Raw genomic sequence first — 17,146 nt, 5'->3', positions numbered from 1 at the left:
GTCGAGTTTGACGAAGATATTCACCGGAGGCAGCGAAGTTTCCGGAGTCTGTTGGAATACCTTGACCCGATATTGCAGCGTATAGGTCCCGGTCACGAAGCGCTGGGGCGGGACATACAGGGTGACACGCTCGCCGACATCCTCTGGCTTGACGAGGGTGGTCTGGTCGACCTGAATACCGTCGAGCAGCAGCTCGATGTGGTCACCTAAACCCATACGGTCCCAGGGTGGACAATAGACTTTCAGCCCCTTGTCGGGCGCCAGCAACTGCGCGGCGGCAATATTGATCCCCCACACCCCTCCCTCCAGGGCTGGCTGCGTACGGTCGGGTATTTCCAGTTGCCGCAGAGTCTCGGGGGGCGGGAGGCGAGGGGGCTGAATAAGCATGCTGAAGACTCCAGAGTCGTGGGGGGCAAAGGCTCTGGGTTATTTAGGGGCAGGTGGCGAGCGTTGGCTACTGTCAGAAATTACAGGTAGGGAGGTATTTGCGATGAACGGTCGTGAGCCCTGGCCACTGGATCGCCGCCTATCAATGTGGGAGCGGGCTTGCTCGCGAACAGGCCGGCATATTCAACATCACAGGTGACTGAACCGACGCTTTCGCGAGCAAGCCCGCTCCCACAGGGGATGGGTGTTTCAGATGAAGACAATTTCGTAGGGCAGGCGCATCCGTTCCAGGATCACCGGCGGCAGCATCGGCGCGATGCCGATCGCCGGTTCGCCCTTGAGCTGGCTGGCATAGGCGTGGGTGGCGTGGCTTTTGCGCGCCACTGTCCAGGTGTCGAGGCGCAGTTTGCGTGCACGATCCCAGGGGATCAGGCTCTGCTCGCGCTCCGGCCAGTGCCAGGCCCAGACCGCCACGTCGTGATAGGTGGCTCCGGCTTGCGCCGCCGCGTTGGCACTGGCACGTCCGACCGCTTCGTGGTCGTCGTTGCCGTCGTTGCGCCAAGTGCTGAACACCACGTCGCCGGGGCGCAGATAACGTGAGATGAAACTGCTGATTTCCGTCTCGCGCTCGAGCAGCGCGTTGTCGGTGAACCCGCCGCGCACCCATTTCAGACTGTGCATCGGCAGGCCGAGCCGACGCAGGGCTTCGACGCTCTCTTGCGGACGGAACACGCTCAGGCGTTTTTCCGACCACTGTCGCGAGCCGGGATGGCTGGCGCTGCCATCAGTGATCGACAGCAGTTGCAGCGGATGACCGAGGCTGGAGAGCAATTGCAGGAGCCCGCCACAGGTCACCACTTCATCACCCGGATGCGGGGCGACGACGACGGCGCGAGCACCGGGGGGAACGAGGCTATGGGTGTTGATGACGGGGATGTTGTCCAACTGCGGGGAACTGTTCCAGATCTGTACCGGCGGCGGGTTTTCGTTGAGGAATAACGGTTTCATGGGTGCTACGTCCTTGTCGAGTCAGGCCCTCAATCGAATCTGCACCGTAGAAAGGCAGGTGCGCTCGACCCGTGAAGGCGAATGGATTGCTGTGCGACGCTCCGAACCCTGGATTGCCGCGCAGCAGAGTATTGCTCATGAAAACCGGTTCGTCGCGTCACAGATCAATCTGATCCGCTTTTTTTATGTCTAACTGTACCAATTTTCGCAGGTAGTCCCCGAATCCGCCCCGGGCACGGCTGTCCAGACGGGCGCTGGTATGCACTTGCGGGCGATGGCTCCAGGCGATGTCGGCACCGAGCAATTCCAGTTGCCGCACCAGTTGCACGTCCTCATCACAGGTCAAGGGGGCGAACCCCCCGGCCCAACGATAAGCATCGGCACTGACCCCGAGATTGGCGCCGTGGATATGGCGATGCCCGTCCCGCGCCTGATAGTGACTGTGATAGCGGATTTGCGCGCTTTCGTCGAATGTCGGATCCCAATGTTCGACAGTTACCGTGCCGCACACCGCGTCCGCCCCCAGCCCCAACTGTGCCACCAGCCAGTCCTCGGCCACACGGCTGTCGGCGTCGGTGCAGGAGATCCAGCGCGCGCCACGCTCCAGCAACACCTGCGCGCCAGCGGCCCGGGCCTGGCCAACGTTACGCGCGTCGATGTGCAGACTCAGTACCGGAAAGCCGCTGACGATCTGCGCCGAGCGATCGGTGCAGCTGTCGAGCACCACCAGCACTTCAACCGGCTCGCCGGCCAGCAGCCCGTGTTTACTGGCGCGCACGGCGGCCGTCAGGCACTGCTCCAGCAGGTCTTGCTCGTTGTGCGCGGGAATCAGAATGCCGATCATCGCAGGCCCTCCAATGCGGCCACCGAGCGCGGCTCACGGCTCCAGACTTCAAGGATAAAGTCGGACTCCTGATGCAGCGCCAGACGCGGTAGCGGTAATTGCTCGTGAATCAGGTCATGTACCTGCCGCGCGTTGAGCGGGCAGCCATCGATGGGCGGGCGCCAGTGGCAGGCCAGCAACTGGCCGTCAGCCGTCAGGGATTCACTGATGCGGCGGATCACTTCTGTCAGATCCTGGGCATCGAGGTAGTAGCCGATTTCGCTAAATACAATCAGGTCGAATTTTTCCTCCGGCCAGTCACCGGGCAGGCGACTTTGGCGCACCTCGGCATGGTCAAACAGGCTCAACCGGGTACGCGCCAGATTCACCGCGGCACTGGCGGTGTCGCAACACAGCAGGCGGTCGCAGCGCTCGGCGAGTTCGGCGCTGAGTTCGCCATTAGCGCAGCCGGGCTCGAAGATCGCCCGATAATGCGCGCGGGGCAGGGCGGCGAGGGTGATAGCGCGTTTGCGCTGTTCGTACCAGCGCTCGCGGAAGGCCCAGGGATCATCGTTAGCGCTGAACAATCCGTCGAAGTAACGATCATCGACGCTCATAGGAACACCACTTCGAACGGTTGCAGCAGACGATCCAGCACGTACGGGGCCAATACCGGTTGCAGCCCGGCTTGCGGATCGCCCTCCAACTGACTGGCGAACGCATGCACCGCGTGGCGTTTGCGCGCCACTTGCTCGGCGGACAACAGAATTTTGCGCGCGCGCTGCCATGGCACCGAGGCGTCTTCGGGTGAGGCCCAGTGCCAGGTCCATACCGGCAATTCGTGGCAGGTGGCGCCAACCCGCCGTGCGGCTTCGATACTGGCGCGGCCGGCGGCTTCGTGATCGCAGTGGCCGTCCTCGCACCAGGTGCTGAACACCACGTCGCCGGGGCGCAGGTGGCGTTCGATGAACGCGACCAGCGACGGCTCATCTGCGGCGACCTGGCTATCGCTGAAACCGCCGCGCAGCCATTTCATCCGGTGCAATGGCACGCCGAGGCGGCGCAGGGCTTCAGCCGATTCCTGCGGCCGCACCACGCTCAGGCGTTCGACTGGCCAGCGCTCGGAACCGGGATGACTGGCGCTGCCATCGGTGACCGAAATCAGTTGCAACTGACGCCCGGCGGCGGCCAGCAACTGCAACATTCCGCCGCAGCCGAGCACTTCGTCGTCCGGGTGCGGGGCGACGATCACCGCCCGCGCGCCCGGTGGCACCAGACTGAGGACATCGACGCTGTCCAGCGCCGCCAGGTGCCGGGAATGTTGCCATTGCAGCAACGAAGTCCCTTGGTGGCCGATGATCGGATCGGGCTTATTAGCGGCATTCATAGCGTCCAGGCCTCCTCGGGGTGTTCAGCCAGCGTTTGGCCAAGGGCCGCCAGATCACGCTCGGCATGACTCTGGCGCAGGAACACCGGCAGATCGGCGCTCAACCGGGCGAAGTGCCGATCCTTGCAGAACGGAGCGGCACCCAGCGCCCGACCGGTCTCGCGCATCACTTGCTCAGCCGATTGCTCGACCACGGCGCGGGCACGTCGGGCTAACAGTTCGGCATTGGCTTCGGGATGCGTATCGATGTGCAACGCACTGAAACGCAGCACATTGGCGGCTGCGTACAGCGCCGCATCGACCGTGCCGAGGTGGGCGAGGGCGTGCGGCTCCTGACGTTGCGCGCAGTGTTTACGCAGCGCCTCGGCGATCTCCCTTGCCGCGCCGTACCAGCACGCGGCGATGCCGATCCCGCCTTGCCAGAAACCCGGACGATGCAGGTAGTCGCCGGGTTCGCCAATGGCCTGGGCTTCGGCGCCGTCGAAAAGCACTTCAACGCTGCCGGTGGCGCCCATGCCGACCGCTTGCCAGCCCTGATCGGTGATGGTCACGCCCGGTTGATCAAGTGCCACTGCGACCAGTTGCTGACGGTCCTCGGCGTCCCACGCGGTGAGCAGCGCATGGCTGAGCACCGCCGCCCCGGAGCACCAGGCCTTGCGCCCGTCGAGGCGCACCATGTGCCCGGCCGGTCGCACCTGCACCCGAGCCTGCGGTGGTTCAGCCGCCCACATGCCCCAAGTGCTGCCCGGTGTGGGCGAACCACCGAGCTGTTCGATGATCGCCAGTGCGTCGGTGTGACCTTCGTAGAGTTTGCACAAGCCCAGATCATGCCCGCCGACTTCCGCCAGACGTTGAAAACGCTCCAGCGTGCGGCCGCTGCCCGGTAACGGCAACTGATCCAGACCGGCCTCGACCAGCGCCCGCAGGCAATGGCCGAGCGCTGCGGTGTCGCGATAGTCCGGCGGGCGGCGCGCCAGATAACTGTGCAGGTCCATATCAGTCTTCTTCTTCGCGTTGCAGTTCGAACAGCAGCAGCGAACGGCCGGTGACCGAATACTCATGGCCGAACTCGAAGCGTTCCTGACCGCGAATCGACGGCTGATTGGTGTCGATCATGCAGGTCCAGAAACTGCCTTCCGGCACTTCCGGCAGGCTGAAGTTGACGATGTCGTGGTGGGCGTTGACCACCAGCAGCAACGTCGCATCGGCACCTTTGCGGCGGATCCCGGTTTCCTGCGCGCGACCGTCAAGGAGCATGCCCAGGCAGCGGTTGTGCGCGTCATGCCAGTGCTCGGTGGTCATCTCGGTGCCGTCCGGCGCGAGCCAGGTGACGTCCTTGACGCCAATGTCCTCGTTGTATTCGCCGACCAGGAAGCGCCCGCGACGCAGGATCGGATAAGCCATACGCAGCTTGATCAGGCGTTTGACGAATTTGAGCAGCGCCTTGCCGTCCTCGCTCAAGTCCCAGTTGACCCAGCCGATCTCGCTGTCCTGGCAATAGGCGTTGTTGTTGCCGTCCTGCGTGCGGGCGAATTCGTCACCGGCAACGATCATCGGCGTGCCCTGCGACAGCAGCAGCGTGGCGAAGAAGTTGCGCATCTGCCGGTGGCGCAGCGCATTGATCTCCGGGTCGTCGGTCGGGCCTTCGACGCCGTGGTTCCACGACAGGTTATTGTTGCTGCCGTCCTGGTTGTTCTCGTCGTTGGCTTCGTTGTGCTTGTCGTTGTACGACACCAGATCGTTGAGGGTGAAACCGTCATGCGCGGTGATGAAGTTCACCGACGAGTACGGCCGCCGCCCGCGCTGGTTGAACATCTCGCCGGACGCGGTCATGCGGCTGGCGAAGTCAGCGACCTGGCCGTCGTCGCCTTTCCAGAACGCGCGCACGGTGTCGCGGAATTTGTCGTTCCACTCGACCCAGCCTGGCGGGAAATTGCCGACCTGATAGCCACCGGGGCCACAGTCCCAAGGCTCGGCGATCATTTTCACCTGACGCAGCACCGGGTCCTGACGGCAGGCGACGAGGAAGCTGTGACGCTCGTCGAAACCGTCGTGATAGCGCCCGAGAATGGTCGCCAGATCGAAGCGGAAACCGTCGACGTGCATCTCGCTGGCCCAATAACGCAGCGAGTCGGTGACCATCTGCAGCACGCACGGGTGACTGAGGTCGAGGGTGTTGCCGGTGCCGGAATCGTTGATGTAGTAGCGCTTGTCGTCCGGCATCAGCCGGTAATACGAGGCGTTGTCGATGCCGCGCATCGACAGGGTCGGGCCTTGCTCGTTGCCCTCGGCGGTGTGGTTGTAGACCACGTCGAGGATCACTTCCAGATTGGCCTCGTGCAGGTGCGCGACCATCTCCTTGAACTCGGCGATCTTGCCGCTGGCCAAGTAACGCGGATCCGGGGCGAAGAAGGCGATGCTGTTGTAGCCCCAGTAGTTGGTCATGCCCTTGTGCAGCAAATGCTGGTCGTTGACGAAGGCATGGATCGGCAGCAATTCCACACTCGACACGCCGAGTTTGCGGATGTGTTCGAGCACGTCGTCGACCATCAACCCGGCAAAGGTACCGCGCACGTTCTCCGGCACCGAAGGGTGACGCATGCTGATGCCGCGTACGTGGGTTTCATAAATGATGGTTTTGTCCCACGGCACGCTGACGCGGTGGTCGTTGCCCCAGGTATGCGCCGGGTCGATGACCTTGCACTTGGGCACAAACGGCGCGCTGTCGCGTTCATCGAAACTGAGGTCGGCATCGGGGTGGCCGATGGTGTAGCCGAACAGCGCCTCGGACCATTTCAACTCGCCGACCAGTTGTTTGGCGTACGGGTCGATCAGCAGTTTGTTGTGGTTGAAGCGATGGCCGTTCGCCGGGTCATACGGGCCATAGACACGGTAGCCGTAGATCAGCCCAGGATGGGCGTCGGGCAGGTAGCCGTGGTAGATCTCGTCGGTGTACTCCGGCAGTTCGATGCGTTCGAGTTCGACTTCGCCGGCATCGTCGAAAATGCACAGTTCAACCTTGGTGGCGTTGGCGGAAAACAGTGCAAAGTTAACCCCCAGACCATCCCAGGTCGCACCGAGCGGGAAGGGCAGGCCTTCACGGATTCTCGAAGGTTCAGCGTGCGCTGCGGGCTCGGCATTCTTTGGACGGGTCATGATTGCTCCTGCAAATCGGGGAAATTCTCGGCTGATACAAAACCTTGTAGGAGTGAGCCTGCTCGCGATAGCGGTCTGACATTCAATCGCGATTTCGCCTGATACATCGCTATCGCGAGCAGGCTCACTCCTACAGGAAGGTTGTATGTTTCTTGAGGACGAGTGAGTCCTCGGTGGCGAGCGAACCCGCCACACGGTCATTCAGTTCAATAATCCGGGTGTGTCAGTTGGCCGGGGGCTTGCGGGGGGCGCGCGGCTTTTTCTCGGCGGCTTTTTCGCCCGGTGGAATCACTTTGGCGGCGCTGGAAGGCTTGGCTTTGGCGTCCGCAGGCGCCTTGGGCTTGGCCGCCGGGGTCTTGCTTTCGCTGGCTTTGCCGGTCGCAGTCTTGCCGGTAGTTTTGCTGCCCGCAGCCTTTGGCGACTTCTTCGGCGCCAGAGCCTCGGCTTCGGCCAGCTTGCGCGCCATTTCCCAATGACGCGCTTCATGACCTTCAGGTTTGCCCTCCGATTCCCAGATCTGATAGGCAAACTCGCGGATGCGTTTATCGTCGGTACTCATCGCAATGCTCCTGAACTGAACTCGTCGTTACGTAAAGAGTTGGGTAAACAGATTGACCGGGAAATCCCCCAGCGCGGCGCTGACGTTCAGCTCCCTGTTTTTTCTGACTGCGCTGCTGTGAAAAAGTCCCTTCAGGTTTGTGTCAGAGGCGGCGAACGGTAAAACCACCCGTGTATCGCCCCAGCGCAGCGCATCCACCTGTGGCACGGCACTTTTTTCCAGCAACGTCGCGCAGCGGATCGGCACGATCACGATGGCGTAGCGGCCCTCGTGCTCACGGGCGAATGCGAGCACGTTGTGCGCCTGCTCGCCCAGCACCTCCAAGGCCTGATACGTGCCCCGGCGAAACAGCTCGGCGTGTTCGGCGCGCAGGTTCAACACCTGGGCGATCAACGCTTGCTTGATACGCCCGTCACGCCAGTTCGCCAGCAGCTCCGGGAGCGGCGCTTGTCCGTCCAGAGCCTGCGCGCGCGCGGCGTAATCCACCGGCCGACGGTTGTCCGGATCGACCAGGCTGAAGTCCCAGAACTCGTTGCCCTGATACAGATCCGGTACCCCCGGCACGGTCATGCGCAGCAAGGTTTGCGCCAGACTGTTGAGGGCGCCGGCCGCAGCAATGCTGTTGACGGTCTTGCTCAGCGCGGCGCGCAGCAGCTCGCCTTCTGCACCGGTGAGCAGGCGTTGGGTGAACGTCTGCGCAGCGTTTTCGTAGGCTTCGTTGGGCGCGCTCCAGCTGCTTTGCAACTTGGCTTCGCGCAGGGCTTTCTGTTGCCATTGCCAGATGCGTTCGGCGTAGTCGCTGAAACCTGCCTGATCGTCATCACGCAATTGCAGCGGCCAACTGCCGAGCAACGCCTGATACAGGATCAGCTCATCGCCGGACGACGGCACTTGATCATCGTCGCGCAACGGACGGGCGAGGGCGCGCCACAACTCGACTTGTTCGGCATACCAGTGGCTGCGTTCGCTGAGCACCGCCAGTCGTGCGCGGGTGTCTTCGCCGCGTTTGTGGTCGTGGGTGGCGGTGGCCAGCAAGTTGTCGGGGAACGCGTCCAGGCGTTGCTGATTGACCGCATGGAAGTCGCTGACCGGCGCGCTGAACTGCTCGGTGTTATAGCCGACGTCGTTGCGCGACAGCAGCACCGCCGAACGATACAGCGCGGTGTCTTCCACAGCCTTGGCCGCTGCCGGCGAAGTCAGCTGCTGGAAACGCACGCAGGCGTGCTTGAGGATCTTGCGCGAGCGCCCGCGCGACTTGTGTCGCCATGGCGTGCCACCGAGCCAGGCCGCCACGCAGTCAAGCACCGGCCAGTCGCCTTCGCCCAGCGTCTGCCGCGCGCCGTCCATGGCCTGCTGGAAGAACTGTTCATCCTGAGCCGCGCGACCCAGCGCATTGATGTAAGTGCGATACACCGGGAAATGCACGATCAGCGCCTGCAATACCCGGCGGATCGCGCCGAGGGTCAGGTCACGGGTCATCAGGTCGTCGCGGGCCACTTGCAGCAGCGCCTGGGCGACGCTTTCGAAGTCACTGGCCAGCGAGCCGTTGAGGATCTGTTGCCTCGCCAGTTGCGCTTCTTCAATGAACGCCGCCGGACGCTCGGTGCGTCGCTGCCAGAGGTCGCCGAGTACATGTTCGCCATCGGGGTCGTGTTGCAGCAACGACAGCTGATTCATGAACTCGTAACCGGTGCTGCCATCCACCGCCCAATCGGTGCGCAGGGTTTCGCCGGCACCGAGAATCTTCTCGACGTAGATCGGCAAGTGCCGATCCGGCGCAAGCAAGTCGAGGCGCCGGCGCAACTTGCGGCAGTAACCGCGCGGGTCAGCGAGGCCGTCGATGTGGTCGATACGCAAACCGTCGACCAAGCCTTCGACGATCAACTGAAAGATCTTGCCGTGAGTCGCTTCGAACACGGCCGGACGCTCAACGCGCAGACCGCCGAGTTCGTTAATGTCGAAAAAGCGCCGCCAGTTGATGTCGTCCGCAGCGGTACGCCAACTGGCGAGACGGTAGCTCTGGCGTTCGAGCAATTGATGCAGCTTGTCGAAGCCTTCTGCAGTCGTGGAGTCGTAATGCGCGAGACTTTCCTCGATCGCGGCGAGAATTTGCGGATCGCTTGCCAGCTCCTTCAATTCAGCCTTGAGCGGCATTGCCAGCGCATGGGCGTCGGTCTGGTAGCTGAGGGTACTGAAACGATCAGCCAGGGATCTCAGAGATTCGACCGGTTTGAGCAACTCGCCGTAGTCATTCGGGCAGATCGGAAAGTGATGCTCGTAATGCTCGACGTGGAAGCGACCTTGCTGCGCATCGAAATGCAGTTTCAGCGTGCCTTCTTGCAGCGCGACGCCATAATCGCTGCCGAGAAACGGCAGCAACAATTGGCCTTCCATCAACGGGTCCGGCGAGTGCCACTGGATGTCGAAGAACTCGCCATAGGGACTCAGGCGGCCCCACTCCAGCAGATCGAGCCACCACGGGTTGTCACCGCCACCGACGGCCATGTGGTTGGAGACGATGTCGAGGATCAGGCCCATGCCGTGTTCGCGCAGGGTGCTGACCAGACGCCGCAGCGCCGGTTCGCCGCCGAGTTCCGGATTGACCTGGGTCGGGTCGACCACGTCGTAGCCGTGCATCGAGCCGGCGCGGGCCGCGAGCAGCGGTGAGGCATAAATGTGGCTGATGCCGAGGCGGGCAAAGTACGGCACCAGCGGCACCGCCTGTTCCAGAGTGAAACCCTTGTGAAATTGCAGGCGCAGGGTGGCGCGCAGGGGTTGGATGAGGGTCTGGTTCATTGGTCACGCTCGGCAGCTTGCAGGCGGGCACAGGCCAGCAGTTCCAGACGGCGCGCGGCATCGGCGCCATCAAGCAAGGCTTCGCTGTTGCCGGGCAGGCGTCGCGACCAGTTCGGGTGGCTGTCGATGGTGCCCGGCAGGTTGGCCTGCTCGTCGATGCCCAGCGCATCTTCCAGCGGCAGCAACACCAGCGGTGCGCGGGTATGACCGAGGAAACGCACGCTGGCATCGACCACTTGATCGGCTTCATGGGACTCTTCGCGGAAGTTTTGCGGGTCTTGGCTCAAGGCCCCGCGCAGGCCTTCGCGCTCGCGCTGGCGATGGCGACGCCATTCGATTTCACCGTTGGCGTCGACAAATTCCAGACGCGCGTTCCAGTCGATATCGCGGCCATGCCACCAACCGTTGAGCGTCGGCAGGTCGTGGGTGCTGGTGGTCGCCAGCGCGTTGTCCGGCCAGTCGAGGATCGGTTTGAAATACGTGTTGTCCTGTTCGAACAGCAGCACGCGCATGCCGAGGATCGCCCGCGCACTGAGTTTTTCGCGCAGACCGTCGGGCACGGTGCCGAGGTCTTCGCCGAGGACGATCGCCTGATGCCGATGGGACTCAAGGGTCAACAGGCGCAGCAGATCGTCAAACGGGTAATACAGATAAGCGCCATCGGCCGGGGCCGCGCCGTTTGGGATCACCCACAGGCGTTGCAGGCCCATCACATGGTCGATGCGCAGCCCGCCAGCGTGGGCGAAGTTGGCGCGCAGCATGTCGATGAACGCGCGAAAGCCGTTGCGTATCAGGCCTTCCGGGGAAAACGCGGAAATCCCCCAGCCCTGACCGGAGCGATTGAGAATGTCTGGCGGCGCACCCACGGTGAGCGAGGCGAGCAGTTCGTCCTGAAAGCTCCAGGCCTGGCTGCCGGCGCCGTCGGCACCGACCGCAAGGTCAGCGATCAGGCCGATGCCCATGCCGGCACTGCGCGCAGCAGTTTGCGCACGCTCCAGGCAGCGGTGGATCAGCCATTGGCAAAAGGCGAAGTAACTGATGCGTTCGGTGTATTCCTCGGCAAAGGCTTCGAGGGCGGCGCCGCGCGGCTCATGCCAGTGTGCCGGCCATTCGCGCCAGTCGAGGCTTTCGCCACGGGCGGCGCGCATTTCCTGAATAGCTTCGAAGCGGCAGTGGTTTTCCAGGGCTTCGCCACCGGCATGGCGGAAACTGGCGAAGTCCGGATGCAACGGGTGCTGGCCCGCGACGAAACCATCGTACAAGGCTTGCAGCAATTTCTGTTTGGCGTCGGCGGCCGCGGGCCAGTCGATCAGCTTCAAGTCTTCCAGTTGCCGGAATTGCTCGGCCAGACCGCTGGCGTCGATCGCATCACGCAGGGCGCGTTCGCCAAGGATGGCGCCCGGTGCGGCATACAAGGCGTTGAGAAACAGGCGGCTGGACGGCGAGTAGGGGCTGTACCGTCCGGTGTCGGCGCTGAACATCGCATGCAACGGACTGATTGCCAGCGCATCGGCACCGCGCTCGCCGGCCACCCGCGCCAGTTCTTCCAGCGCCTGAGTGTCACCAAAGCCGCAATCGCCGGGGCGGCGCAGACTGTACAACTGCGCGCTCAACCCCCAGACGCGAGGGATCGGGTTGTCTACCGCATCGCCGACGCTGAAGCAGCGCTCGGGGGCCACGGCCAGGGTGAAATATTGGTCGGCGATGTGCACCTGCTGATAACCGACCGGGATCAAACCGGGCAGTTTCGCTTCGGCGTCGAGTTTGAGGTTAAGCCGTGAACCGTCTTCAAGGTGGATTTCGCAAGGCGTTTCAGGCTCGAAATAGCGGGCCAGATCAACGCTGACCCCGACATCTGCGGTCAACAGCGGCGGCAGGTGGCGATCCTGCTGCACTTGCTGCAGTTGCAGCAGACTGGCGTCGATTTCCTGTGCGGTATTGGCCGGATGACCCAGGCCGGTGAGAACATTGCGCAGCACCGCCGGGGCGACTTTCTGCGGGCGGCCGTTGGCGTCGATCCAGTCGACGGCGAGGCCGGCGCGGCTTGCGAGTATTTCCAGTTGCGCATCGCTCATAGGCGCTCTCCATCCAGAGGTTGCAAGGGGGTTGCGGCCGTGAGGCTGACAAGCGCGCAATACGCGGGCAGTACGCCCGGTTCCGACAGGGCAACGGCGGGCGGCTGTTGAAACAGCCACACGGCGTCGGTCTGTGCAGGGTTGACCACTGGCGTATCGCTGAGGTTCAGGTCAATTCGCAGCTCACTGCCATCGCCCAGGCGCCAGCGTGCACTGACCGCACCGAAGCCGAGCATGTGCGCCCCAAGCGCCTGGGTGCCGGACAGATTGGGAATGATGTAGCGGTGGCGCAATTGCAGCAGTTGCCGGTACAGCGCGAGGGTTTCCTGCTGTTTTGCGCTGCCGTTGCCGACCAGGCGAGGCTGCGAGGCGTGGAAGGTCTGCTCGGCATTCGGATCGGGAATTTTTTCGCGTTTGTGCGGATCGGCGAAGGCGCTGAACCCGGCGAATTCGTTGCGCCGACCTTCGCGCACCAGATCCGCCAGTTCACCGTGGTGGCTGGTGAAGAACAGGAACGGTTGCTCGGCCGCGTACTCATCGCCCATGAACATCAGCGGAATCATCGGTGACAGCAGCAACAGCACGGTGGCGGCCTGCACCGCGCGTGGATCGGCCAGGTGATGCAGACGTTCGCCGAAAGCCCGGTTGCCGATCTGGTCGTGGTTCTGCAGGAACAGGATGAAAGCGGTGGAGGGCAGGTGTTCGCTCGGCTCGCCGCGCGGTTCGCCGTGGCGGGTGATGTGGCCCTGAAACACGAAGCCCTGGCTTAGGCAGCGCACCAGTTGTTCGGTGGGTTGCAGCGCATAGTCAGCGTAGTAGGCGTCGGTTTCGCCGGTCAGCAGCACGTGCAGGGCGTTGTGGCCGTCGTCGTTCCACTGCGCGTCGTAATCCTCTTCAAGCAAGCTCGACTGGTTGAGCTCGTTTTCGACGGTCAGCCAGACGTGACGGCTTGGATCGATCTGCTGACGAATACGCTGCGCCAGTTCGGGCAGGAAGTCCGGGCTTTCGATGGCGTGCACCGCGTCTAGGCGCAGTCCGTCGAAGCGGTATTCGAGCACCCACATCAGCGCGTTTTCAATGAAGAAGTCCCGCACTTCACGGCGGCGGAAATCGATCGCCGCGCCCCAGGGCGTGTGCTTGTCTTTGCGGAAAAAACCTTTGGCGTAGCGCCCGAGGTAGTTGCCGTCGGGGCCGAAGTGGTTGTAGACCACGTCGAGAATCACCGCCAGACCATGGCCGTGGGCGCTGTCGATCAGGTGCTTGAGTTGTTCCGGGGTGCCATAGGAGGCTTGCGGGGCGTAGGGCAGTACGCCGTCGTAGCCCCAGTTGCGCGTGCCGGGGAATTGCGCGAGCGGCATCAGTTCGATGGCGGTGATGCCCAGTTCAGCGAGGCGCGCCAGATGCTGTTCGACCTCGGCAAAGCCGCCGAATGCGCCGACATGCAGCTCGTAGATCACCGCTTCGCTCCACGGCCGGCCGTGCCAGGTGGTGTGGCGCCAGTCATAGGCCAGCGGATCGACCACCACACTGTGGCGGTCAAGGTCGCCGTCCTGGGCGCGGGAGGCCGGGTCCGGCACCTCCAGTTCACCATCGATGTTGAAGCGGTAGCGGGTGCCCGCCGGGCACCGGGTCTTGATCACGAACCAGCCGTCGGCCTGCGGTAACATCGGCAAGGACTGGCCGTTTTCAAGTTCGACACTGACGTAAAACGCATCCGGTGCCCACAGCGCAAACTGAGTGTGTTCGGCGTCCTGCATGATCGCGCCGTGGGGCCAGTTTTCTTGGGTCCGTAACGGCATTGTGAAAAGCTCCCTGAGTTATTTGTGGCCGGCTTTACCCAGCGCCTTGGCGACCAGTTGTTCGTAGAGTTCGGCGTAGGGTTCGACCGCTTTGCACCAGTTGAACGGCGCGGCCATCGCTCGGCAACGCATGGCATTGAGCAGTTCGGGAAAGGCAAAGACCTTGAACGCGCGGCTCAGGGCTTCGCGGTAGCTCTCGACAGTGGATTCGTCGAAGAGGAAACCGGTGACACCGTTTTCGATGGTGTCGGCCAGGCCGCCGGTATTGCGCGCCACGGGCAAAGAGCCGAAGCGCTGGGCGTACATCTGGCTCAGGCCGCAGGGTTCATAGCGCGACGGCATCAACAGGAAATCGCTGCCGGCGAACATGCGCCGGGCGTCGGTTTCATTGAAGCCGATGCGCACGCCGATCTGCCCGGGGAAGCGCAGCGCCAGTTCACGCATGGCCTGTTCTTCTTCCGGCTCGCCACGGCCGATGATTGCGATCTGGCCGCCGTTCTGCACGATGTATTCGGAGACGGCTTCAGTCAGGTCCAGACCTTTCTGATAAACCAGACGCGAGACCACGGCAAACAGCGGGCCGCTGGAATCTTTCAAGCCAAACAGTTCACGCACGTGGGCGGCGTTCACCGCTTTGCCTTCCCAGTCGCCGATGGCGAACGGCGCGAACAGGTGTGGATCAGTCGCGGCGTCCCAGCTCTCATCGATGCCGTTGGGGATGCCGCTGAGCAAGCCTTGCTGGGTCTTGGCGGCGAGAAAACCGTCGAGACCGCAGCCGAAATCCGGGGTGGTGATTTCCTGCGCGTAGGTGGCGCTGACGGTGGTGATGTGGCTCGAATAGGCCATGCCGGCCTTGAGGAACGACATCTTGCCGTAGAACTCCATGCCTTCCTGTTGCAGGGCGTGGGTCGGAATACCCAGCTCCGGGCACGAGCCGAGGCTGGTCACGCCTTGGTAGGCGAGGTTGTGAATGGTGAACAGGGTCGGCGTGCGCTGCCCGCGCCAGTGCATATACGCAGGGGCCAGACCGGCGGGCCAGTCGTGGGCGTGCACCAGATCCGGGCACCAGTGAATTTGTGCGAGGTTGGCAGCGATGTCGGCAGCGGCCAGGCCCAGGCGGGCGAAACGAATGTGGTTGTCCGGCCAGTCGCGACCGTTGTTGGCACCGTACGGCGAGCCTTCACGCTCATACAGCTCGGGGCAGATCAGCACGTAGATCACCAGCCCGTCCGGCATGTCCATACGGCCGATCTTGCACGGAGGCAATGCGGCATGGCCGCCGAGTTCGCCGATGATGTGGATCGGGTTCTCGCTGTGCATCACCTGCGGGTAACCGGGGATCAACACCCGCACATCGTGCAGGTGCGCCATGGCGCGGGGCAGGGCGGCGGAGACGTCCCCCAGACCACCGGTCTTCACCAGATCGGCGATTTCCGAGGTGACGAACAACACTTTCTTTTTGTTGGGATTCTGGCTGGCGACCGGCGTCAGCGTTTTAGTGCCCGGGACGTTGATCGACCGGCTGCCGGGAAGACTCACCGTGCTCGATTCACCAACCGCCTGCTGAGCACGCTCTCCCTGAATATCCAATGCCGCACTGATCATATGAATCTCCCGTGTCGTTGATCTGATTCTTGTATCGAACAAGCTGTGGCCAAATCCTGTGGCCGGGCGCAAACGCGCCACGCATCGGTGAGCAAACGCTACCCAACACGCGCAAGCAGAATGGGTGAAAGGGCCGTTGCAAGGATTGCACCAGTCGCGTTGACCCTGCCTTTCAGATGACCCGCCGCCATCTGCAAAAGTTTCGACAATTTTTCGGGTTTGTGACTGGCCGGTTTTAATCCGCGAAAGTCAGTCTAGGCCAGATCCTAGAGCGGGCGAGAGCAAACGGGTAAATTGTTCGACAATCGGTTTGCAGGCAGCGAAAACCGTGGTGTTCAAGCAGGAACGCACCGACGAAGGGCAGGTTTTTTTGAGGGAGAGGGCTAAAACGGTGACTGAGCGGTCACGATTTTGTGCTAGCGGAAAGGCAGGGCGCACTGTTGTGGTGCGGGCAGTTTGTTGATGTGTTGTCTATTAAGGCCCCTTCGCGAGCAAGCCCGCTCCCACAGTTGATTTGTGTACGACACATTTCCAATGTGGGAGCGGGCTTGCTCGCGAAGGCGTCAGTCAATTCACCGCAGTCGAATAGTTGTGATCAATTCAACAGGCGCAGCGGGCTCCCGGCGGCCCACCCCTGAATATCCTCGATCATCTGCGCAAAGAACTGCGCATAGTTCTGCCGGCTGACATACCCCACATGTGGCGTGGCCAGCACATTGTCCAATGTGCGGAACGGATGCAGTTCAGGCAGCGGCTCCTGATCGAACACATCCAGCGCCGCGCCGGCGATCTTCTGTTTCTGCAACGCCTTGATCAGCGCCGCTTCATCGACGATCGGCCCGCGGGCGGTGTTGACCAGCAGCGCGGTGGGTTTCATCCAGTCCAGCGCCTGTGCGTCCACCAGCCCGCGGCTGCGCTCGCTGAGTACCAGATGCACCGAGAGCACGTCGGCCTGTTCGAACAATTCCTGCTTGCTGACGTAGGTCACGCCGGCCTGCTGCGCGCGCTCAGCGGTGAGGTTTTCGCTCCAGGCAATCACGCGCATGCCAAACACCTGACCGAATTGCGCGACCTTCTGGCCGATGCTGCCCAGACCGAGAATGCCCAGGGTCTTGCCATGCAAGTCGCCGCCCAGCCCTTGCTGCCAGCCACCGGCGCGCAGGGAGTTGGCTTCATTCAGCAGATTGCGCGTAGCGGCCATGATCAGCGCCCAGGTCAGTTCCGGCGCCGCGTGTTTGTAGCTGTCGGTGCCGCAGACCTTGATCCCGAGGCCAGCGGCCGCCTGCATGTCCAGCGCCGCGTTACGCATGCCGCCGGTGACCAGCAGCTTGAGATTGGGCAGGCGCTGCAGCAGGTCCTGGTCGAAACGCGTGCGCTCGCGCATCACGCAGATCACCTGGTACTGGCCCAGTCGCTCGGCCAGTGTGGCGTTGTCTGCCGGGTAGTCATGCACAAACGTCACGTCGCCGATGCTGTCGAGCACCGACCAGTCGACCACGTCCCGTGCCACGTCCTGCCAGTCATCGATCACTGCAATCTGCACCGCCATCA

General features: G+C 62.8%; 13 protein-coding genes. All 13 read right to left on the bottom strand.

The genetic code is table 11. The features are described 5' to 3' along the window. The coding region (locus ACM6I7_RS20970; RefSeq protein ID WP_414889206.1) for a hypothetical protein at positions 1–387 on the bottom strand (387 nt) is incomplete at its 3' end. 249 nt (positions 388–636) lie between these two features. Further along, positions 637–1,395, bottom strand: a complete 759-nt coding sequence (locus ACM6I7_RS20965; RefSeq protein WP_027612047.1) for a PIG-L deacetylase family protein — start codon at positions 1,393–1,395, stop codon at positions 637–639. 157 nt (positions 1,396–1,552) lie between these two features. Continuing rightward, positions 1,553–2,239, bottom strand: a complete 687-nt coding sequence (locus ACM6I7_RS20960) for a glycosyltransferase (protein ID WP_097089608.1) — start codon at positions 2,237–2,239, stop codon at positions 1,553–1,555. Next, positions 2,236–2,835 carry an SAM-dependent methyltransferase gene (locus ACM6I7_RS20955; RefSeq protein WP_097089609.1) on the bottom strand — a complete coding sequence of 200 codons (600 nt, stop codon included), beginning with the start codon at positions 2,833–2,835 and terminating at the stop codon, positions 2,236–2,238. Before ACM6I7_RS20955 ends, ACM6I7_RS20960 begins: the two co-directional genes overlap by 4 nt. Then, positions 2,832–3,605, bottom strand: a complete 774-nt coding sequence (locus ACM6I7_RS20950) for a PIG-L deacetylase family protein (RefSeq protein ID WP_027612045.1) — start codon at positions 3,603–3,605, stop codon at positions 2,832–2,834. Before ACM6I7_RS20950 ends, ACM6I7_RS20955 begins: the two co-directional genes overlap by 4 nt. Beyond that, a complete protein-coding gene (locus tag ACM6I7_RS20945) occupies positions 3,602–4,600 on the bottom strand; it encodes an acyl-CoA dehydrogenase family protein (RefSeq protein WP_150370489.1) in 999 nt (332 codons plus the stop codon). The genes ACM6I7_RS20950 and ACM6I7_RS20945 overlap by 4 nt, the downstream gene beginning before the upstream one ends. A 1-nt stretch (position 4,601) precedes the next feature. Then, the gene (gene glgX / locus ACM6I7_RS20940; RefSeq protein WP_027612043.1) at positions 4,602–6,761 is read right to left on the bottom strand and encodes a glycogen debranching protein GlgX; all 2,160 of its coding nucleotides are present in this window, start codon (positions 6,759–6,761) and stop codon (positions 4,602–4,604) included. A 223-nt stretch (positions 6,762–6,984) separates the two neighbouring features. After that, a complete protein-coding gene (locus ACM6I7_RS20935; RefSeq protein WP_150370491.1) occupies positions 6,985–7,320 on the bottom strand; it encodes a DUF2934 domain-containing protein in 336 nt (111 codons plus the stop codon). A 27-nt stretch (positions 7,321–7,347) separates the two neighbouring features. Beyond that, positions 7,348–10,116: a malto-oligosyltrehalose synthase gene (locus ACM6I7_RS20930; protein ID WP_414889205.1), complete on the bottom strand. Its 2,769-nt coding sequence runs from the start codon at positions 10,114–10,116 to the stop codon at positions 7,348–7,350. Further along, positions 10,113–12,191: a 4-alpha-glucanotransferase gene (gene malQ, locus ACM6I7_RS20925; RefSeq protein ID WP_414889204.1), complete on the bottom strand. Its 2,079-nt coding sequence runs from the start codon at positions 12,189–12,191 to the stop codon at positions 10,113–10,115. Before malQ ends, ACM6I7_RS20930 begins: the two co-directional genes overlap by 4 nt. Continuing rightward, complete coding sequence (gene treZ / locus ACM6I7_RS20920; RefSeq protein WP_414889203.1) at positions 12,188–13,990, bottom strand: malto-oligosyltrehalose trehalohydrolase; 1,803 nt, start codon at positions 13,988–13,990, stop codon at positions 12,188–12,190. The genes malQ and treZ overlap by 4 nt, the downstream gene beginning before the upstream one ends. 18 nt (positions 13,991–14,008) lie before the next feature. Then, entirely contained in the window at positions 14,009–15,595 is a 1,587-nt protein-coding gene (gene glgA / locus ACM6I7_RS20915) for a glycogen synthase GlgA (RefSeq protein ID WP_414889202.1), read from the bottom strand. A gap of 595 nt (positions 15,596–16,190) precedes the next feature. Further along, the gene (locus ACM6I7_RS20910) at positions 16,191–17,144 is read right to left on the bottom strand and encodes a D-2-hydroxyacid dehydrogenase family protein (RefSeq protein WP_414889201.1); all 954 of its coding nucleotides are present in this window, start codon (positions 17,142–17,144) and stop codon (positions 16,191–16,193) included. Positions 17,145–17,146: the final 2 nt, after the last annotated feature.

The organism is Pseudomonas sp. IT-93MI4 (assembly GCF_949767635.1).
GTDB lineage: Bacteria > Pseudomonadota > Gammaproteobacteria > Pseudomonadales > Pseudomonadaceae > Aquipseudomonas > Aquipseudomonas putida_A.
Note: the sequence above shows the minus strand (reverse complement) of the source record. Positions and strands in the feature narration are given on the sequence as shown.